The organism is Labilibaculum antarcticum (assembly GCF_002356295.1).
Taxonomy (GTDB): domain Bacteria; phylum Bacteroidota; class Bacteroidia; order Bacteroidales; family Marinifilaceae; genus Labilibaculum; species Labilibaculum antarcticum.
Map to the genome: position 1 here is coordinate 1,588,849 of NZ_AP018042.1, position 18,808 is coordinate 1,607,656.

Genomic DNA, 18,808 nt, shown 5'->3' on the forward strand with positions numbered 1-18,808 from the left:
ATTTCAATTATTAAAATATATCAAGTGGGGAACTTTATCAAGAGAACATTATCAGCTGCCATTTTTGCAATTGTTTTACTAGCGGGAATTACCCTGCATCCAATTGGCTTTTTAGCTGTCTTTCTTGGAATTACCCTAATGGGAACCTTTGAATTTTATAAGTTGGCTAAAAAAGCAAACAGCTCACCACAATGTATTACTGGTATGATTGCTGCGGGAATTTTATTTTTAGCCTGTTTTGCAAACACCTATTTAAATAGCTCAAGTGTTTTTCTAGTGTTCTCAGTAACGCTTGTGATGATCCCAATAATAGAATTGTATCGAAAAAAAGAGAATCCATTTGCAAATATTGCCTTTACATTTTTAGGCTTACTATACGTCGCACTTCCTTTCTCTTTATTAAATTACATGGTTTTCCCATTTAATGATCAACAATTTCACTATGAAATTCTTCTAGGTGTTTTTGTGATGATCTGGGCTAATGACACGGGAGCTTATTTAGTTGGTGTTAATTTTGGAAAACACAGATTATTTGAACGAATTTCCCCTAAAAAATCATGGGAAGGAAGTATTGGCGGAGCGATTACAACGATAGGAATTGCCTGGCTTTGTTCCACTTACCTTAGCGATTTAACGCTAATACAATGGCTTATTGTTGCTGTTATCATTTTTGTGTTTGGATCAATTGGGGATTTAGTTGAATCCCTTTTCAAACGAAGTATTAACATTAAAGACTCGGGAAATATTCTTCCGGGGCACGGTGGAATTCTGGACCGTTTTGATGCCATTTTATTAGTATCTCCAATGGTTTTTGTATTCTTACAAGCAATAAAAGAATTTTTTTAGTAAATTTGCAAAAATTAAAATCAAAACATGACAATTCATAAGGAAGGATACGGAATCATTACAGTGTTTTTTTTAATACTGGCTGCAATTGATGCACTAATTTATTTTACCGCTGGTTCCGGTCTTTTACTCAATAGCTTTTTAGTTGTAACTATCGTATTTTTCTTATTAATTGTTTCCTTTTTCAGGGTTCCAAAACGTATTCCTGTAGTTGGAGATAATTTGATTATTGCTCCGGCAGATGGAACAGTGGTTGTTATTGAAGAAACTGAAGAATTGGAATATTTTAAAGACAGAAGACTTCAGGTTTCTATTTTTATGTCCCCGCTAAACGTACATATCAACTGGTATCCTGTGCAAGGATTGGTAAAATATGTCAAACACCATAGCGGTTTATTTTTAAAAGCCTGGTTGCCAAAATCATCTACAGAAAACGAAAGAACAACAATCGTGATTGAGAAAGATGAAAAGATTACTGTTTTAATGAGACAAATTGCCGGTGCGCTTGCCCGCAGAATTGTTTCTTACTCGGTAGAGGGAGAAAAAGTAGATCAGAGCAAGCAGGAAGGTTTCATTAAATTTGGTTCAAGAGTTGACTTGTATCTTCCCTTAGGAACAAAAATTGATGTAAAATTAAGACAGAAAGTAACTGGTTCTCAAACCATAATTGGTCGTTTTTCCGATTAACTTGCAATAAGTATTTCTTTATTGGTAATAATTTTTCAGGTCTGATCTGTAAAAAGTCGTAACTTCAAAACTGCGAACTTTTAATGATCAATATCATGACAAAAATTATTCGATTTATTGCGATTATCTTAATTTGCATATCATCCTTTGCAAGTTTCGGACAACAAACAGACGTTCCTGCATATCTTTGCACAAAACTTGAATTTGTTTGGGAGAGCGAAAAATCTCTTGAAATTCCTGAATCGGTATTTTACGATGCTGATAATGCCTGTATATATGTTTCCAATATTAAAGGCACTCCTAGCAATCAGGATGCAAATGGCTATATTTCAAAGCTCAATCTAAAAGGAGAAATTACCAGTCACAAATGGGTTACCGGACTTGATGCTCCGAAAGGAATGGCCAAATACGGCAATTTCCTTTTTGTTAGCGATATTAACGATTTAGTGGTGGTTGATATTGCGAAAGGTGAAATCGTAAAGAAATATCCTGCCCCAACAGCCATCTTCCTAAATGATGTAACAATTAATCCGAAAACTGGTACTGTTTATGTTTCCGATAATATGACAGGAAGTATTCACCGTCTTAAAAATGGAAATTTTTCAGTCTGGTTAAAAGACGATCAACTGGATCATGTAAATGGATTAACCTTTAAAGATGATTTTCTTTATGCAGGTGTTCTCAACAAAATTCTCAAAATTGAGACTGACACGAAACTTATCAACACTCTTGTTAATAACACAAAAAGCATTGATGGTTTGCTGAGTATTGGTGACAATAGCTGGATTACTTCCGATTGGGTTGGTAACATCCAAATGATTGACCACGGAGAAATTAAACTACTGCTTAGTTCAGCCGAACAGCAAATAAATGCAGCCGATCTGGGCTTTATTCCCGAACAAAAAATTATTTTAGTTCCTACATTTCACAACAATCGGGTAATTGCCTATCAATTGAAATTATAAATTTATGGATTTACATATTAAAGATCAGCTATTTGTAGTTTGCGGTGCCACTTCGGGATTTGGGAATGCCGTGCTGAAAAATTTACTTACCGATGGTGCTAAAGTGATTGCAATTGCTCGCGGACAGGAAAAACTGGATGAATTGCAAAAATCGAATACAGATCAAATAGAAGCCTTTTGTGGCGACATCACTCAATCGGAGACCATTTGCTTGTTGATGGAGAAAATTGGCAAGAGAAAGCTCTCTGGTGCTTTTGTGAACGCTAGTGGTCCGCCTGCGATGAAGACTATGGAGACAAAACTAGCAGATTGGGACAATGCCTATCATCAGCTATTACGATGGAAAGTAGAATTGACCCAGACTCTTGTTCCTTTGATGATAAAAGAGAGTTACGGCAGAATGGTTTTTTTGGAAAGCTCTTCGGTAAAACAACCCATTGATAATTTGGTTTTAAGTACTTCCCTGCGCCTTTCGGTTGTCGGTTTTGTAAAAACTCTTTCGCAGGAAATTGCAGAATCGGGAGTAACACTAAATATTATTGGGCCTGGATATCATGAAACCCCGGCAATCAATCGTTTATTAGACAAAAAAGCTGAACAGGAAAATATTACTTCTCAGGAAGCAAAAAATAAAATTGCCTCGGGCATCAGAATGAAACGAATGGGAAACCCTGAGGATTTGGGACAATTAGCAACATGGCTTCTCTCCCCTTCCTCCGGCTACATCACTGGCCAAACAATTAGCGTTGATGGCGGGCAAATATTAGGTATACACGGATAAAACAAACTCCCAAAGAAATTAATTCTTTGGGAGTTTGTTTTATTAACTATTTATTTCCTTTCCTTCTTTTTCTAAACCATCTTAGCAAAGGGTACAATATCCCAATTACAATAGCAAAAGGCCACAAGTGAATTATCCCTATAAAAAAATCAACAAACCCAAACCATCCATTAGATATTGCATGCTTAAATCGTAAAGCAAATTTGGCTTGTTTCTTAGTTCTTAATTGAATCGTCTTTTCTTTATTTAAACGCAAACGAAGAGTACTGTAACCTACTAAATCACTCAAGTATTTCAAACGTCCTTCGGTACTATCTATTTCTTCTTCAATAACTCGTATCTTCTCCTCGATTTCAATAATATCAGTTACTGTTTTAGCTGATTTTAAAAGATCACGGTATCTCTCCAAGTACTTCAATTTGTTTACCAATCGACTTTCCAAATCAATAAACTGATCTGTAACGTCTCGAGCTTCAATTTCTTTACTGGTTAGCTTGCCGCTTCCCATTTCAATATTAGCAATCAAACTTTCAAAATTTACAAAAGGAACCCTAATTGTTAATTCGTACGACAATTCTTTATAACCATCGTTGTAACTTTCATTTGCATAATATGCATCATAAATCTTTAGTAAGCTATCCACCTGATGTTTTGCTTCTTTCAGGTTAGCAACATCAACAACAATACGACCATCTTTGATGATTTTCTTTTTGCTAATTTCTACATTTTTAAGTTCGGGCAATGGCAGTAAAGAAGCATTCACTGCCTGCCTTGTCATCGGAGTCATTTCTTCTTCTGCCATCTCCATCCTAAGAGAATCTGTACTTCCCAAATCACAGGAAGTCACACAAAGAATGGTGAAAACAAGTAATAGTATCTGTTTCATATTCATCATCTTAATAAAACTATTTGTTTTTGGATTCTAAAATTTCAAAATAGCCGGAAGTGTGGATATAATTGCTTTTATCGGTAAACCAAAACTCCATTTCCTCAGCTGTAGATTTTTTAGTTTGATATTGGTAAGAATCATATTTTAGTTTCTTTCGCATTTTCGGACTTAGATACTCAATATCCATTTCTAAGGCACAGGTATCTTTCTGATTTAAAACTACAAGCGGTGCCACTTTTAATTTGTCGGGATTCTCCAAATAAGAATAGTAAGCCAATAATTTTTGGATGTTGGTATGATATTCCTGCAATTTCGACTGATCTACTTCCATTAGTTGATTACCAGATTGAGAATGCACATTCAAAAAATAGTTGTCTCCCTCTTTCATAATTTGAGCAAACTCAAAAGAGGAATCCTCAACATTAGCAAACAACAAATAAGTTTGTTTCTCAGCTAAATCGATAGTATCTCCCACAACGGGATGAAGAATTATAACTTGTTTTTGGGCAAAAGCAGAAAGACTGCTAATCAGAAACAGAATGTTTACGATTAAATTTTTCATGACGCTCAGTAATTTACTATTACTACATGAATTTAATCAATTTAATCCTTATATGCATTTATAATGCTTCTAACCATGATCATATCTGTTTAGTTTAGAATAAAACAAAATTCCAAATAAATTGATGTATTTATCCTCTACGGAAAATTTTACGAGCCCCTTTTTCTGCTGCAATAATTTAACCAATGTGCGGTAAACTTTACAAACTCATACAAAATCTCTACAATTACATTTCCAGTCCCTCAACCTACATACGAATTCCCTTTAGCTACATTCGCACAAACTTGCACTACAGACAGATTTCCAGAAGCTGCATTTGGAGTGTTTTGAGTTGCATTTTCACACCCAAAACCAATAATCACATTCCCAAGAACTGAAATTATTACTTATTCCTGAATTTGATAGTATTTGCGAAGTGCTAAATCTGGTATAATCCGGATATACCATGAAGTCAGCAAATTTATCAGCGCCAGCAATATTGACCTATTAAAATGTATCTTATCTCTTTCGGCGCAACCATGTTTGCACTTTTCTTTTTTGAATGGAAAGTTTCAATTTTGTTATTTTGAAGTATTTATCAGTTCTTCGAGTCATTTTTTCTTGGAATGTTAATCGTTCCGAAATATTAAACTCATTTAAGATTTTAGCGAATTCAGCGGTTCGTAAGTAGCCATAGGATTTATGAGGATTGGGAATTCCATTAATTTCGTAGTTGTTTACAACTAAAAAATCGACAGGTTTTACACCAAATTCATTCTCAGAAAAATCATCAGCTAATTCATAGTTTAAAGCCACTTTATCTAGAATATCTGAAAAATTGTACCAATTATTCTTCACTCCACTAGGCGTAATCATAAAACTTTGTCCATTTAACTTTCGCCTTTGCTCTGCTGCAATTTTACTGACAACTATTGGTAATCCCAGAGGAGAACCTATTGTTAACAAGGTATGAATATTGATGTGATCGTTTAAAAATGTCAATACATCAAAGGCAATAATCGATCCCATTGAATGAGCGATTAACATGATATTATCATTCTTATACTTTTCGAGCACCGTTAATAATCTCTCTCTTATCAGATCTTTTATTTTGGTGGTAGATCCTGTCTCAACAATGCTTTCTACTTTGTAGTAGGTCTCCAAATCCTTAAAGTAATTGCTTAAAATACTATCAGTTATAAAAGAATAGTTTAAAGTAAAATCTTCATTTAGAAAAATTCGTTTTAGTTGTCGGTTTAAAAAACCAATGATCTTTTTTCTTGTATCATGATTCTCCGGCAAGTGTTCTTTACTTGGTTTTTCATAAATTTCATCCAAATAATAAGGACTTTCTTTATCCTTTTCGAACTGATTTAATGGTTTATCGTGCAAAATGTCAGCCCAATAAACCATTTCATGTTTCGGTAAATCCGTTTTATAATTATATTTTTTTAAGCCTTCAATCATGGCTCGTTCCCACCAACGTTCCAATAAGTCTTTTGGTGGTTTATTCCCTAAACCATGAATTTGAATGATAACATTTGCCATTACGAACTATCCTATTCTGTTTATAAATTCTTGTTTATTTGCTCAGTAATCCATGCGGCCCGATCGGTTGTAATCCCATCAATCCCTTGCCTAATTAGTAATTCTGATTTTTGCGGACTATTAACAGTCCAGGTGTAAACCAACAAATCAGAATTTTTAAACGCTGTAATAAAATCTTTAGTCAGCAGTTTTCCTGCCCACACATCTACGCCATCAAAATTTAATTGTTTCGCCTTTTTGATGAGACTATTTTTAGACTTCCAAATAAGCCACCATGGCAAATAGTAATCAAGATCCAGCAACCATAGCATTCTATATTCCGGCATTATTCTTTTCGCTTTAGCTAAGGTACTACTGTCAAAAGCGATGATTTCTATCTGTGAATTTTTAAGCTTCGACTTAGCCAATTCAATCTTTAAGCGATCCAATAAATCTGAATTACTTTTGATTTCTATAATCAATCTTCCATAACCGGGAACCGTTTTTAAGACTTCCTGTAATGAAGAAATGTGCTCACCCTTCCATTTCTCATTCTTAAAAGAACCAGTATCCAGTTCTTTAAGTTCTTTGAAAAAGGATTTTTTTATAATCATCTTCCTATTGGAAACCCTAGCCGTATCCTCATCGTGAATCACTACAATCTGCTTATCTTTGGTCATATGAACATCAATTTCAACCGCAGATGCTCCACGTTCCCATGCTAAATTGATTGCCGCTAAAGTATTTTCCGGAGCATCAAAAGATTCACCCCGATGAGCTATAATTATATCGTTCACATTTTTCATACAATTCCTTAAATCCATGGTGAAAATAAGAATTGTTTATCATTTAGATATTTAATTTTCTATTTTTATAAGAATTAAAATTTTAAAAATTCACTATATGGATCTTACATTTGAATTAAAAAAAATTCTTTTCATTCTAGTTATAGCCATTTGTGGCCATGCAATTGCTCTTTTAGTGAAATTTATCCATCGCAAAGTCATTAAAAAATCTCACAACCGCAAGAAAACTAAATGGCTTAGCTTCACCAGCTTGGGCCTGAGCATTCTTGTTTTCACGATTTATTTTATTGCTTTTGGTCAGATTTTAAAAGAATTTGATGTCTCTCTAACCACTTACTTTGCAAGCGCATCGGTAATTGGTTTGGCCGTTGCATTTGGCTCGCAAGGTGTAGTTCAGGATGTGGTAACTGGCATGACACTGGTTTTTTCAGATCTTCTTGATATAGGGGATTTGGTGGAGATAGGCGGACAAACTGGCTATGTAGAAAATATTACAATGAGATTTATCACCATAAAAAATGCCCATAAGGCAACTATTTATATTCCCAATAGAACCATAAGCAATGTGACTAACTATTCATACGGCAAAATTAATTACTATGTAGATGTTCGCTTGCCTCAAGAGCAAAATAAGAAAGCCATTACATCTCAAATAATAGTTGAGATGGTTGGGGATTTTGAAGAACAATACCCTTCCTACTTTATTGGTAAAACTAGTATTCTGGAACCAATAAAAACCAATAATAAAAAAGAAATCATCAGAATCGTATTCAAGCTTTGGCCATCGCGATACACTTTAATTGAAACAAATTTTAAGCAGGAACTAGTAGCTCGAATTAAGGAACATGACTCTTCCTTTCCTGACTGGATGATTACCTGTGCGGCCGAAATAAGCGGCGAATAAATAAGAAACTATTTCGTTTAAATACTTATTCGAAAGCGTAGGACACTGAAAACACATTAGAATATTTTGCTATGGATCGATCTCCTATATCTGTTAAAGCATAATCGAGTTGGAAATTTTTATACCGAATGCCTAATCCCAAATTTGGTTGAAAAGTCCACGAATTAGTTTGATCAAAATCTGTTTCTTCCTGAAAATTACTTATTCCGGCGCGAAGAAATATGAATTGTTTGTAGGAAGCTTCCATTCCAATGTGAGGATCTATACTGATTGGATCTCCTTGAATCAACACATTTCTTTGTCCATCAAAAGTCATATCCATATCGAGCTCGGCCAGTAATGAGAATTTATCTGAAATAGAAAATTCTCTACTTAGGGCAAGAATCAATCTTGGCAGGGTAATTTCAGTTGAATTCTCAGGTATTTCGTTGCCCGTTAACTCAAACACCTCTTCTAAATTACCAGTTTTAAATACCCAGGCATTAAAGGTACTCGTTGCATCTCTCAGAACTGCTCCTGCTCGCCATTTTCCTTTTCGATAAGTTCCTGCAATATCAAACCCAAAACCGTAGGCCGAAGCAAAATCACCAGTATGTCGATAAATCAATTTCACATTTCCCCCTATGCTTAATCCTTCAACCCGAGTTTTTCGCGAATAGGAAAAAAGGAATGCATAATCAGCGGCCGAGAAGGTTGTCACTAAATCGTATCGAATGTTTCCATCTTTATCAATCAATTCCAAAGTATTCGGAATATCATCAACACCGTAACGAATCAGACTTAATCCGACCGCACTTTTCTCATTGATTTTCATGCCAAATCCCAAATAATCATATGCCGACAATCCCCCAAAATACTCCGCATGCATTGCCGAAACATCGAATTTTGTTCTTAAATCTACTAAATTAGCAGGATTCCAATAAGACGATTCAATACCTTTTTGAGAAGCGACTGTCGCATTTCCCATTCCAAAAGACCTTGCACCAACTCCAATTGACAGGAATTCATTACTATATGTAGGAGCTGAAGTCTGACTATACACTGAACCAGCAACACATAAGCAAACAAAAAATGCAATTATTCTGAACATATATTTAATTTCATTGACAGGTAAAAATACTATGCTTTTTTTTAACTCATGCATAGAGATGAAAAAAATCATGAGTTTCGAAAAAAATCCATTATTTTTGTGCGGTACTTTACAAAATTCTATTTCATGTCAGAAGCAAAAGGGATTATCAAACACATTCCAAACTCAATTACTTGTTTGAACTTACTATCAGGATGTACAGCAAGCCTTATGGCTATGGAAGGCTATCTGATTTATGCGTCTTTTCTAATTCTTTTAGCGGCAGTATTCGATTTTTTTGACGGCTTAGCTGCTCGCACACTAAAAGCGTATTCTCCTATGGGAAAAGAGCTCGACTCACTCGCTGACATGGTTAGCTTTGGTTTTGCTCCTGGAGTTATTGCCTTGGCTTACCTAAAAGGTGCTGTTCTTGGCAGTGTTTCAGCAGATTTTATTCCCGCTGATTTAAGTTCTTTGCAAATAGTAATCTTATTATCCGCATTTATTATCCCAATATTTTCAGCCTTACGATTGGCTAAATTTAATGTAGACACCAGACAAACCTCCTCTTTTGTTGGCGTCCCAACTCCAGCAAATGCTATGTTTTGGGCTTCTCTCCCACTGGTAATGTTCTATGGAGATTATCCATTAATTAAAGAATTATTATCTAATGAGTTCATTATAATTGGAGCTGTACTAATAACATCTTACTTATTGGTTGCTGAAATTCCAATGTTTGCACTTAAAGTAAAAAACCTTGCCTGGAAAGAAAATAAAATACAATACTTGTTTCTAATCAGCTTGCTAATTTTAGCAATACTTTTAAAATGGTTAGTGATTCCGATGATCTTATTCGTTTACATTATCTTCTCATTGATTAACAACATGATCAGTAAAAAATAAACAAAGCTTTTTGCAGATACAAGATAAAAAGAAGACTAAAATGATGATTTCATTTTAGTCTTTTTTCTTTGCCTATTCCACCTGTTTGCTTTTACTAAAAAAATTCTCGAAGTAGCGGTACGAACCCCAAAGAATTGCCGAAGCAACAACAAACAATCCTATTCGTTCAAGGATTCCTATGTCAAAAAGCTCAACAAGATCGAACGTATCGCTATAACGAACCATTAAATAAAAGGCAATGCCATTGTTCAAAGAGTGAATGAACATGCATAAAAACAACGATTTAGTTTTCCAATAGAGGTAGCCAATTGCAATTCCCGCAATCATGGCGGTAATAAATTGCCATGGATTTAAGTGTATCACACCAAAAAATACTGAAGACCAAATAATGGCTTTCCATGGCGAATAGTTGCGCAATAAGCCATCTAGCACTATGCCGCGCATCAAGAGTTCTTCCAAAATGGGAGCAGCTACCACAACGGTCAAAAATCCCCAGATATTTGGCTGTAGCATTTCTTTAAACATCTCCATCAGAATATCGGGCATGGGTATCCAACTGCCAATTTCAGAATCGATAATGACGATTGCCAATGTCATAACAATTACGACAGGCAAAAGGACCGACGGAAAAGATTGAAGCTTGAGAACCTCAGTATTCCGAGGATTCTTTTTCCACCATCTTCCTGTGATAAAAATTAGAATAATAACAGGTACGGCATAATTTAACACCAAAAAAGGACCGTGCTGAATATCAATGCCGAAAAGGCTAATCATTGTTAATGGAATAAAGTAAGCAAAGGTAATTGCTAAAAATAATCCAAGAATCCCCCATCCCTGTTTAATTGTTGGATAAGCCATTTCTGCTTCAAACTGTACTTCTTCAACTTTAGTTTCTTTTATAATTCCATTCATTTTTCTGATATATTATCACTTTTTCTGATTATAACCTGAGCGCCCATTGTATCAATCATTTTACTGTAAAATTCTCTTAAAACCTCGTAATACTCTTTCGTAAACGCCACCACATTTATGGAGAATGACGTTCGTACCGTTAGTTCCTTACCCAATAATTGAGAGCTAAGCTTAAAACTTCCTGAATCTTCCGGTAAAGCAATACTCTTGCCTTTTGGATAATCCTCAAACTGATATCCATCTGGAAGAATAAACTTCACCATATAAGTTTTGGTTCTAGGATAATTGTAATCGATTCGGTATTGCCTTGTTTCTTTTAAGAATGGGTTTTTTAAATCCTTATTTTTAAACAGACTGATATATTTAAACTCAGTATCTTCATCCAAACCATCCTCCAATTTTAAATTACACTCCATTTGCAATGAGAGATTCACGTTCTCTTCATTTTTAAATTGAAGCGAATCTACTTGAAAGTCAAACTTTTCAAGATCAAACAAATCAGACATCCATGTTTCAGAACCAGATTCAGCCAATTCTTTTCGGCTATTTGCCGCAAAATAACCTGTTTCCCGTAATTTTAAACTACAAGTAGGTTTCAATAAATCAGAATAATCATAGGTTATAATTATATCCTCATGATTCTTATCATTGGGAACAATTTTAGCCCAATATGGTTTTTCTTTCCGCAATACAAAAGCATGAAAATTTAAGTCTTCTTCTGCAAGCAATCCATAAGGGCGATATGAAGATGTAGCATTCAGAAAATGTTGTTTGCCATATAGCTCTACGCACGCAAAAACCTGATCGAACTGACTTAACAACGGATAATCTTTTTGAATTAATCCACGGGTATTGGTTCTGGCCAAGGCAGGATTACACTCCAATCCTGCTTCACGCAAGAGCAGTACAAGTAAAAAATTAATTTCAGAATTAGTCCCTTCCTTCTCTTCCAATATATTGGGTGCTGATTTTACAGGATAAATTCGATACTCACCATTCCATTTTACCTTAGTGCGAACAAAATCATAGATCTTTTCAATTTTCTCCCAATTGTTCTCATTTCCATCCAAAATAGTTTCCAATTGTTTTTTTGCAAAACCCTTTCTTCCTAAAAACTGAATCCTTTCGATATATTCTTTGGCCAAGTTTTCATATGTCATCATCGAGTTTACAAATTTTGGAGAACCACCTCTGATACTTTCTTCTCGTGTATAATAACCTGCCAACTGAAAACGTATCTGCTCAACAAAATCATGATAACCATTCACATAAGCCTCTTCCTTTATCGACAACAAATTAGTCAAAATCCATTCATTTTCTTTGGAATCGGGATATTTCCCCTGAATTCTACTCCCAAACATTACCAAATTATATCGAAATGTCTCAGGCATATTTACTTTCAAAGAGCTATAAAAGGTCGGTATTTCATCTTGAAAATACCACGTGTCTAAATAAGAATAGAAATGAGAGCTCGTTTTGTATTGGTATTCAATTATGGATCCCACTTTCACATTAGGCATTGTAAATCTCACTTCTCCATAATTCTCATTTACATCTACATCGAATATTGATTTTTTCGAAATCTCACTAACTTCAGATTTACCCCGATCACTCAAATTAATTGTTTGTCCTTTTACTCCAGAAATATTTTCCAATTGATCTTTTCGATAGTAGGACAATTTAATATTCGCCTGATCAAATCCTTCCTCCTTTAATATTTTTATTCGCACATGATAAAAATAACGGATTGCTGTGTAACTCAAATCAACGGTACAAGTTCTACTGAGAATAACCGCAGAAGCATCTTTTTCATAAGAACACTCTTCTAAGGCAAATTCATCTTTAGATATTTTACCATATCTAATTTTTTGTGCATTTAACGTACAGATAGTAAGCTGTGAAAAAATCAAGAGTAATACTAATCTTAAAATAGTTTTCATAAGAAATGATTTAGAGGATTCAAAATAAACAGAATATTTATACTTCTCACCTATCTAATCCTCTTTCTTCTCAAAATCTACTCAATATCAGTAATATAGAATTATTAAAAATTACAAAAACCACAGAACATAACAATTCAGAACAAATTAAATCAAGAACTTTCCATGAATCAATGCGTAATAAACGGCATATGACTAATCGTTTTTACTGATTAGCCCAGTACTGCGAAAAACCTCTAATAGAATAAACCATAATTAAAAATATTGTTTTGTTTTATTTATTCCTGGCTATTTCTGCATGCTTTAAAGAAAAAACAAAGGTGAGATTTGGTTTGACTGCGCAAAAAAAGGGAACAACCTTCGTTATACTCTTTCCTATCCATTGTATAATTTCAATAGATTAATTATTTTCGATTCATTACTTCATTTTGTTTCAAGATGGCTTCCTTATGAATCATTCGCAATAATTGCGTCAGGAACGGTTCTGACAGCCCTAAGGATTTTCCCAATTCAACTCCCTTTTCACGTACCTTTTCCCATCGTTGAAGTTGAAGAATTGTCATATTCTTCTCAGCCTTATATTCGCCAATTCCCTCAACAATATTCATCCGTTGTGCAAGTAATTCTATCAACTGAGAATCCACAGAATCTATTTGGTCGCGATACTTTTCAAGTCGGTTTTCTGTAATATCATCAACAGAAGGCAGTCGGCAAACCAAACTCCTTACTATCAGATCTAAATCCGCAGGTGTTAATTGGTCTTGATCCCTTATCACATCAGCAGTGTTAAAATGGCTATCAATCATCAAACCATCCATATTCAAGTCCATTGCCTTTTGCGCCATTTCCTGAACATATTTGTTTGCTCCAGCAATATGACTGGGATCACAGATAATAGGAAGATTATGAAATCGTGATTTTAATTCGATAGGAATTTCCCATTTAGGAATGTTACGAAGTCTTGTTTTTTCGAATGGATAAAATCCTCTGTGAATAGCAGCTAATCTGGAAATACCTGCTTTATTAATTGTTTCCAAAGCCTCAATCCATAAATTAATATCAGGATTTATTGGATTCTTTACCATTACCGGAACACTCATTCCCTGCATAGCACTAGCCAGTTCCTGAACAGAGAAAGGGTTGGAGCTCGTTCTTGCGCCAATCCATAAAATATCAACATTATGCCTTAAACACATTTCAACATGCTTTGGTGATGCCACCTCAACCATTGTAAGCAAACCTGTTTCCTGCTTTACTTGATTCAACCATTGTAAAATATCTAAACCTCTATCTCCATAAGTTTTAGTTGCGGTTTGCGGCTTCCATACACCCGCTCGAAATATTTTAACCTGATCTACTTTTTTAAGTTCTCTGGCAGTATTCAATAATTGTTCTTCTGACTCGACAATCGAGGGACCACTTATCACTATTGGTCTTGTATCCAATTTTTTAAACCAAGTATTCATTGGTTTACAATTCTCCAATCCACTCATATCTTCATTTTAAGGCTGATTAATATCAAAGCTGATAGTAATCACCACAAAAATACACTTTTAAATGACATCGGGAAATGCACAAAAGAGAATTAACATCTGTGACTTATTAAAGTGAAAAAATCCAGCTTATAAAATCCACTCCATCATATTTAAGAATACTTTCATTTGTAGCAAGCCAGATTAATCCATTTCTATCTTCTTCTATATCTCCTACTTCATTAACGACTAGTCCGTCCTTTTCCGTCAAGGAACTCCATTCTCCACCTTTCTTTATACTAATCCCTGACTCTGTTCCTATCCATAAGTTATTTTTACTATCCTCAAAAATAACTTGAACCCAAGAACCAATCAAACCATTGTCCCCAGTGTTAGTTGTTGCATAATCCAAATTGATCCACTTATCCTGAGCTGAAATGCTAAAAAGGTTTATAAAACCTAATAAAAGAAGAAGTAAAGTTTTTTTCATGTCAAGGGTCATTCAATATTTACTTAAAGATATTTATTTTACACTAAACAGCTATAATTCATCAGCTTAGAATTAAAATGAATTGTTTGACAAAATCTTCCAGATAACATAGGTGAAAAAATTGCAATAAGAAAAACATCATCCCTATAGATATATTTTATACAGTCATATAGAAAATCAATAAATATTTAATTCACAACCAGTTGATGCACCAATAAGAAAACAAATAATCTTCAAACTCATTGATTTTAAAGGTCTCCAATAATATGCAGCTGCTTATTGCTAATTCATGTGTTTTATTTCACGTAATATCTAAAATCACCAGCCACCACCACTTTACATTAATTAAGATCCACTTAATCAATGCATTAACACTACCTACTCCTAACAATAGTAGAAACACATTAAAATCAGTCAATTACCGGCCCATTTTGAGAGACCTGTAAAATGGAATTATTTATTTATATTTGAGTTACCACGCAATCGTATGTGAAACATAAAAGGATTAAACAATCACAGGTTAAATGGCCTGAACCCGATGATCTTAAATGCTTATTTAGAATCATTTAAAAGAGTGTTTTTATTCTCATTTTAATTTCTTTCCGTTCGGTAAAATGGATATACTAAAACAGAAAACTAACCTAATTGCATAATGAAAGAAGAAACATCAAACAACAGCAGACGAAAGTTCCTAAAAAGTGTTGGACTTACCGTTGGTGCTGCCGGTGTTGTTAGTGGATTTTCTCTTCTTGGCGCAGCAAAGGCTGTAGCACAAGAACCAGGAGAAACTGTAAATCTGTTAACACAAGATGGACAACTTGTTCAAGTTGATAAAAATCAATTGCGCCCAACAGTAAGCGAACCTCTTACTGAATTGCAAAAAAGAGGCCGTGAAGGCATTGCTGGAAAATCTTTTGTAATGGTAATTGATCTTAGTAAATGTCGAAATGCAAGAAAATGTATGGATGCATGTCAAAATCATCACCAGCTAAGACCCGATCAACACCATATTAATGTTCTTCAAATGCAGGATGCAGAACACACTGCTCCTTATTTCATGCCAAAACCTTGTCAACATTGCGATAATCCTCCTTGTACCAAAGTTTGCCCTGTTGATGCAACTTTTAAACGTCAGGATGGAATTGTTTTGATCGATAATGAAAGATGTATTGGTTGCAGATTCTGTATTGCAGCTTGCCCATACTCAGCGCGTATTTTCCAATGGACAGAACCTAAGGATGCTGAAAAATATAAAGACCTCACCTACAATATCGAAGCTAACGTTCCTCAAAAGAAAGGTACCATAAGCAAGTGTTTGTTTAGCGCCGACAGACTTCGCGAAAACAAACTTCCTTCTTGCGTATCTTCCTGTCCGAATGGCGTTTACTATTTTGGTGATCAAAATGAAGATGCTGTTACAAACGGAACGACTCACGAAACCGTTCGTTTTTCTCAATTGATAGAAGAAAATGCAGGATATACGCTGTTGCCGGAGTTAGGAACGAAACCTCGCGTTTACTACCTGCCTCCTAAAAACAGAGCTTTTGAGTTTAATGGTGATCTTCTAAATGAAGAAAATCTTCATTGAAAACATTGATTTCACTTTCAAAAAACAACTAATAAACAGATTTTATTTGCCCTAAATAATTTAATCTTATGAATGACTTACCAAAACAGAAAGAAACAACTCTTTCGTTTGAAAAGATCAAAGAAGACATTCTACGTCCAATGCAAAACCACAAAGGATTAGAACTTTGGATTGCGTTCCTAATAACAGTAATTAGTGTCTGCGCCTGGGCGTACTACGTACAATTACGCGATGGATTGGGAGTTACCGGTATGCGTGATTACGTATCCTGGGGACTTTACATTGCCAACTTTGTGTTTTTTGTTGCCGTAAGTTTGGTTGGAATGCTTATTTCGTCGATTCTGGGTTTGCTCCGAATAGAATGGATCACGCCGATATCAAGAATTGCTGAAATAATAGCCGTAGCTTTTGTTGCAGTTGCTGGTTTAGTAATTATAATGGATATGGGACGCCCCGACAGAGTCGTTAACGTACTCATCCATGGTCGCTTCCAATCTCCAATTCTTTGGGATATAACCGTAGTAACAACATACTTGGTAATAAGTGTCTTACTACTGATTCTACCCATGATTCCCGATTTGGCGATCTGTAAGAATGAGTTGAAGAAAACTTCTCCTGTTCTGAAAAAGCTGTACAATATTCTATCATTTGGTTACATTAACACACCTAGTCAGCACAAGCATTTACACAAAATGATTAGAACATTAATGGTAATAATTGTTCCGGTAGGTTTGGCAATTCACACAGTAACTTCCTGGCTGTTTGCGGCAACTTTGCGTAACGGCTGGGATACAACAATTTTTGGACCTTATTTCGTTGCAGGTGCATTTGTAGCTGGTTCTGCAGCCTTAGTCGTTGCCATGTATTTTTTCCGGGTTAGTTATAAGCTTCAGGATTATATTACTGATTTACAATTTGATAAAATGGGCAAGCTAATGGTAGCTGTTTGTTTGGTGTACTTGTACTTTAACCTGAATGAATTTTTAGTTCCGGGTTATAAGATGAAAACCGGAGATGACATTCACCTAAAAGAATTGTTTACAGGTCATTGGGCCATAATGTTCTGGTCTTCACAATTATTAGGAAATATCATTCCAGTTATGCTATTGGTTACAAAAAAATTCAGGAAGCCATTACCGCTAATGATTATTTCACTTTTCATTTTGGCTGGAGCCTGGATTAAAAGATATGTAATTGTTATTCCAACATTACTTCATCCACATTTACCCATTCAGAATGTACCCGATAATTTTGTACACTACTATCCTTCCGCAATAGAAATTTCGGTAACTGTTTTAAGTTTTGCCTTGGCACTCTTGATTATCACAGTTTTATCTAAAATTTTCCCGATTGTACCAATTTGCGAAACTGCCGACAATAATGGAATTGATTACAAAATTGATGCTTAAAAGACAAAGACAATGAAAAATGCTATCAAAATAATTGCCTGCCTATTTCTAGTTTTCACCTTCACAACTGCTGTTGTAAAGGCCGAAGAATGGTCGGTTCCGGCATCTGCAAAAAAGAAGCAAAACCCATACGAGGCCAGCACTAAAAATATAAGCTCAGGTAAAAAGATTTACAATATTAATTGCAAGTCCTGTCATGGTGATGCTACCCTAGGAAACATGTTGCCTCTTCAACCAGTTGCTCCTTCCGATTTAGGATCGCAAGCTTTTTTAATACAGACTGATGGAGAAATATATTACAAGGTAAACAAAGGCAATGGAGCAATGCCAACTTTCGAAAAAACCTTAAGCGACGAGGACAAATGGATGGTAATTACCTATCTGCGATCTTTCGACCAAAACAAAAAGGCAAGTAAGAAAATTGCTGAAGTAATAAACCCTGAAGTAAACGATGTTAGAATTCTTTTGGACATTAATAAAGAGGATAAACGAATTATCGCAAACCTCTCGGGACTTACGAAAAAAGGAGATCGCGTAGCCTTGCAGGGCATTGAACTAAGCATAAAAGTTAAAAGAAGCTTTGGATATTTAGATATCTCGGGCGACGATGCATACACCAACGAAAAAGGTGAAGTTAATGTTCAATTTCCAGAAGATTTACCAGGCGATCGTGAAGGACATGTAGATCTTTTAGTTAAAGTTACCGATGATGCCTATTACGGAGAAGTGAATGTTGACAGGATTGCTAGTCTGGGATTACCAACCGACCCGGTAAATCCGTTAGACGAAAGAGCTATGTGGGGAACCAGAGCGAATGCTCCTATTTGGATTGTTTTAAGCTATGTGGGTGGAGTAATCAGCATTTGGGGTGTTATATTCCTTGTACTTTTTCAACTGATGAAATTACCTAAGTTGGCAAAAACCGAGGAGTAAAGTTTACTTGGCACCCTCATCTTTCTTTGATTTTGGTGAACGCCCTAACTTATATAGCAGGTATCCCATTCCCACTAAAAAGTGTAAAGCTGTAATTCCAGCAACAATGTAAATAAGAGTTGAATCGTTATTCATATCTAATAATT

19 protein-coding genes are annotated in these 18,808 nt (G+C 35.1%); 9 read left to right on the plus strand and 10 right to left on the minus strand.

The window, feature by feature from the left end; genetic code table 11:
- Positions 1–24: 24 nt before the first annotated feature.
- The 4 genes from ALGA_RS06085 (at position 25) to ALGA_RS06100 (ending at position 3,279) form a co-directional block, all read left to right on the plus strand.
- A complete protein-coding gene (locus ALGA_RS06085) occupies positions 25–846 on the plus strand; it encodes a phosphatidate cytidylyltransferase (protein WP_162845390.1) in 822 nt (273 codons plus the stop codon).
- Positions 847–873: 27 nt separating this feature from the next.
- Positions 874–1,533, plus strand: coding sequence for a phosphatidylserine decarboxylase family protein (locus tag ALGA_RS06090; protein WP_096428484.1), 660 nt, complete (start codon positions 874–876; stop codon positions 1,531–1,533).
- Positions 1,534–1,628: 95 nt separating this feature from the next.
- Positions 1,629–2,498: a YncE family protein gene (locus ALGA_RS06095; protein WP_096428485.1), complete on the plus strand. Its 870-nt coding sequence runs from the start codon at positions 1,629–1,631 to the stop codon at positions 2,496–2,498.
- 4 nt (positions 2,499–2,502) lie between these two features.
- The gene (locus tag ALGA_RS06100; RefSeq protein ID WP_096428486.1) at positions 2,503–3,279 is read left to right on the plus strand and encodes an SDR family oxidoreductase; all 777 of its coding nucleotides are present in this window, start codon (positions 2,503–2,505) and stop codon (positions 3,277–3,279) included.
- Between the two features lie 46 nt (positions 3,280–3,325).
- Here the strand turns inward: ALGA_RS06100 and ALGA_RS06105 are convergent, their stop codons facing one another.
- The 4 genes from ALGA_RS06105 to ALGA_RS06120 all read right to left on the minus strand — a co-directional run bounded on the left by ALGA_RS06105 (position 3,326) and on the right by ALGA_RS06120 (position 7,042).
- Positions 3,326–4,165: a DUF4349 domain-containing protein gene (locus ALGA_RS06105; RefSeq protein ID WP_162845391.1), complete on the minus strand. Its 840-nt coding sequence runs from the start codon at positions 4,163–4,165 to the stop codon at positions 3,326–3,328.
- A 19-nt stretch (positions 4,166–4,184) separates the two neighbouring features.
- Positions 4,185–4,730 carry a hypothetical protein gene (locus ALGA_RS06110; protein ID WP_096428488.1) on the minus strand — a complete coding sequence of 182 codons (546 nt, stop codon included), beginning with the start codon at positions 4,728–4,730 and terminating at the stop codon, positions 4,185–4,187.
- 498 nt (positions 4,731–5,228) lie between these two features.
- Positions 5,229–6,257, minus strand: a complete 1,029-nt coding sequence (locus ALGA_RS06115; protein ID WP_096428489.1) for a PGAP1-like alpha/beta domain-containing protein — start codon at positions 6,255–6,257, stop codon at positions 5,229–5,231.
- A 20-nt stretch (positions 6,258–6,277) separates the two neighbouring features.
- Positions 6,278–7,042: a glycerophosphodiester phosphodiesterase family protein gene (locus ALGA_RS06120; protein WP_162845392.1), complete on the minus strand. Its 765-nt coding sequence runs from the start codon at positions 7,040–7,042 to the stop codon at positions 6,278–6,280.
- 97 nt (positions 7,043–7,139) lie between these two features.
- Between ALGA_RS06120 and ALGA_RS06125 the strand changes: the two genes are divergently transcribed.
- Complete coding sequence (locus ALGA_RS06125; protein WP_096428491.1) at positions 7,140–7,946, plus strand: mechanosensitive ion channel family protein; 807 nt, start codon at positions 7,140–7,142, stop codon at positions 7,944–7,946.
- A gap of 25 nt (positions 7,947–7,971) precedes the next feature.
- Here ALGA_RS06125 and ALGA_RS06130 read toward each other — a convergent pair whose 3' ends face one another.
- Positions 7,972–9,036 carry a putative type IX sorting system protein PorV2 gene (locus tag ALGA_RS06130; protein ID WP_096433456.1) on the minus strand — a complete coding sequence of 355 codons (1,065 nt, stop codon included), beginning with the start codon at positions 9,034–9,036 and terminating at the stop codon, positions 7,972–7,974.
- A 126-nt stretch (positions 9,037–9,162) separates the two neighbouring features.
- Between ALGA_RS06130 and ALGA_RS06135 the strand changes: the two genes are divergently transcribed.
- Positions 9,163–9,918 carry a CDP-alcohol phosphatidyltransferase family protein gene (locus ALGA_RS06135; RefSeq protein ID WP_096433458.1) on the plus strand — a complete coding sequence of 252 codons (756 nt, stop codon included), beginning with the start codon at positions 9,163–9,165 and terminating at the stop codon, positions 9,916–9,918.
- 72 nt (positions 9,919–9,990) lie between these two features.
- Here ALGA_RS06135 and ALGA_RS06140 read toward each other — a convergent pair whose 3' ends face one another.
- The 4 genes from ALGA_RS06140 to ALGA_RS06155 all read right to left on the minus strand — a co-directional run bounded on the left by ALGA_RS06140 (position 9,991) and on the right by ALGA_RS06155 (position 14,732).
- On the minus strand, positions 9,991–10,830 hold the full coding sequence (locus tag ALGA_RS06140) for a CPBP family intramembrane glutamic endopeptidase (RefSeq protein ID WP_096428492.1): 840 nt from the start codon (positions 10,828–10,830) through the stop codon (positions 9,991–9,993).
- Positions 10,827–12,770, minus strand: coding sequence for a DUF3857 and transglutaminase domain-containing protein (locus tag ALGA_RS06145; RefSeq protein WP_096428493.1), 1,944 nt, complete (start codon positions 12,768–12,770; stop codon positions 10,827–10,829). The genes ALGA_RS06140 and ALGA_RS06145 overlap by 4 nt, the downstream gene beginning before the upstream one ends.
- A gap of 404 nt (positions 12,771–13,174) precedes the next feature.
- A complete protein-coding gene (locus tag ALGA_RS06150) occupies positions 13,175–14,263 on the minus strand; it encodes a chorismate mutase (protein ID WP_231706069.1) in 1,089 nt (362 codons plus the stop codon).
- 109 nt (positions 14,264–14,372) lie between these two features.
- Positions 14,373–14,732 carry a two-component regulator propeller domain-containing protein gene (locus ALGA_RS06155; protein WP_162845393.1) on the minus strand — a complete coding sequence of 120 codons (360 nt, stop codon included), beginning with the start codon at positions 14,730–14,732 and terminating at the stop codon, positions 14,373–14,375.
- Between the two features lie 652 nt (positions 14,733–15,384).
- Here ALGA_RS06155 and ALGA_RS06160 point away from each other — a divergent pair.
- The 3 genes from ALGA_RS06160 (at position 15,385) to ALGA_RS06170 (ending at position 18,662) form a co-directional block, all read left to right on the plus strand.
- Positions 15,385–16,320, plus strand: a complete 936-nt coding sequence (locus tag ALGA_RS06160) for a 4Fe-4S dicluster domain-containing protein (protein WP_096428495.1) — start codon at positions 15,385–15,387, stop codon at positions 16,318–16,320.
- Positions 16,321–16,388: 68 nt separating this feature from the next.
- Positions 16,389–17,729, plus strand: a complete 1,341-nt coding sequence (gene nrfD / locus ALGA_RS06165) for an NrfD/PsrC family molybdoenzyme membrane anchor subunit (RefSeq protein ID WP_096428496.1) — start codon at positions 16,389–16,391, stop codon at positions 17,727–17,729.
- 12 nt (positions 17,730–17,741) lie between these two features.
- On the plus strand, positions 17,742–18,662 hold the full coding sequence (locus ALGA_RS06170) for a c-type cytochrome (RefSeq protein WP_096428497.1): 921 nt from the start codon (positions 17,742–17,744) through the stop codon (positions 18,660–18,662).
- A gap of 3 nt (positions 18,663–18,665) precedes the next feature.
- On the opposite strand, the gene ALGA_RS23450 is transcribed toward ALGA_RS06170, so the two are convergent.
- Positions 18,666–18,797: a hypothetical protein gene (locus ALGA_RS23450; RefSeq protein WP_262496458.1), complete on the minus strand. Its 132-nt coding sequence runs from the start codon at positions 18,795–18,797 to the stop codon at positions 18,666–18,668.
- Between the last annotated feature and the right edge of the window lie 11 nt (positions 18,798–18,808).

Bases quoted from the DNA above. Each gene is read 5' to 3' on its own strand.
- ALGA_RS06090 (WP_096428484.1), top strand. From the start codon at position 874: ATGACAATTCATAAGGAAGGATACGGAATCATTACAGTGTTTTTTTTA.
- ALGA_RS06095 (WP_096428485.1), top strand. From the start codon at position 1,629: ATGACAAAAATTATTCGATTTATTGCGATTATCTTAATTTGCATATCA.
- ALGA_RS06100 (WP_096428486.1), top strand. From the start codon at position 2,503: ATGGATTTACATATTAAAGATCAGCTATTTGTAGTTTGCGGTGCCACT.
- ALGA_RS06105 (WP_162845391.1), bottom strand. From the start codon at position 4,165: ATGAAACAGATACTATTACTTGTTTTCACCATTCTTTGTGTGACTTCC.
- ALGA_RS06110 (WP_096428488.1), bottom strand. From the start codon at position 4,730: ATGAAAAATTTAATCGTAAACATTCTGTTTCTGATTAGCAGTCTTTCT.
- ALGA_RS06115 (WP_096428489.1), bottom strand. From the start codon at position 6,257: ATGGCAAATGTTATCATTCAAATTCATGGTTTAGGGAATAAACCACCA.
- ALGA_RS06120 (WP_162845392.1), bottom strand. From the start codon at position 7,042: ATGAAAAATGTGAACGATATAATTATAGCTCATCGGGGTGAATCTTTT.
- ALGA_RS06125 (WP_096428491.1), top strand. From the start codon at position 7,140: ATGGATCTTACATTTGAATTAAAAAAAATTCTTTTCATTCTAGTTATA.
- ALGA_RS06130 (WP_096433456.1), bottom strand. From the start codon at position 9,036: ATGTTCAGAATAATTGCATTTTTTGTTTGCTTATGTGTTGCTGGTTCA.
- ALGA_RS06135 (WP_096433458.1), top strand. From the start codon at position 9,163: ATGTCAGAAGCAAAAGGGATTATCAAACACATTCCAAACTCAATTACT.
- ALGA_RS06140 (WP_096428492.1), bottom strand. From the start codon at position 10,830: ATGAATGGAATTATAAAAGAAACTAAAGTTGAAGAAGTACAGTTTGAA.
- ALGA_RS06145 (WP_096428493.1), bottom strand. From the start codon at position 12,770: ATGAAAACTATTTTAAGATTAGTATTACTCTTGATTTTTTCACAGCTT.
- ALGA_RS06150 (WP_231706069.1), bottom strand. From the start codon at position 14,263: ATGAGTGGATTGGAGAATTGTAAACCAATGAATACTTGGTTTAAAAAA.
- ALGA_RS06155 (WP_162845393.1), bottom strand. From the start codon at position 14,732: ATGAAAAAAACTTTACTTCTTCTTTTATTAGGTTTTATAAACCTTTTT.
- ALGA_RS06160 (WP_096428495.1), top strand. From the start codon at position 15,385: ATGAAAGAAGAAACATCAAACAACAGCAGACGAAAGTTCCTAAAAAGT.
- nrfD (WP_096428496.1), top strand. From the start codon at position 16,389: ATGAATGACTTACCAAAACAGAAAGAAACAACTCTTTCGTTTGAAAAG.
- ALGA_RS06170 (WP_096428497.1), top strand. From the start codon at position 17,742: ATGAAAAATGCTATCAAAATAATTGCCTGCCTATTTCTAGTTTTCACC.
- ALGA_RS23450 (WP_262496458.1), bottom strand. From the start codon at position 18,797: ATGAATAACGATTCAACTCTTATTTACATTGTTGCTGGAATTACAGCT.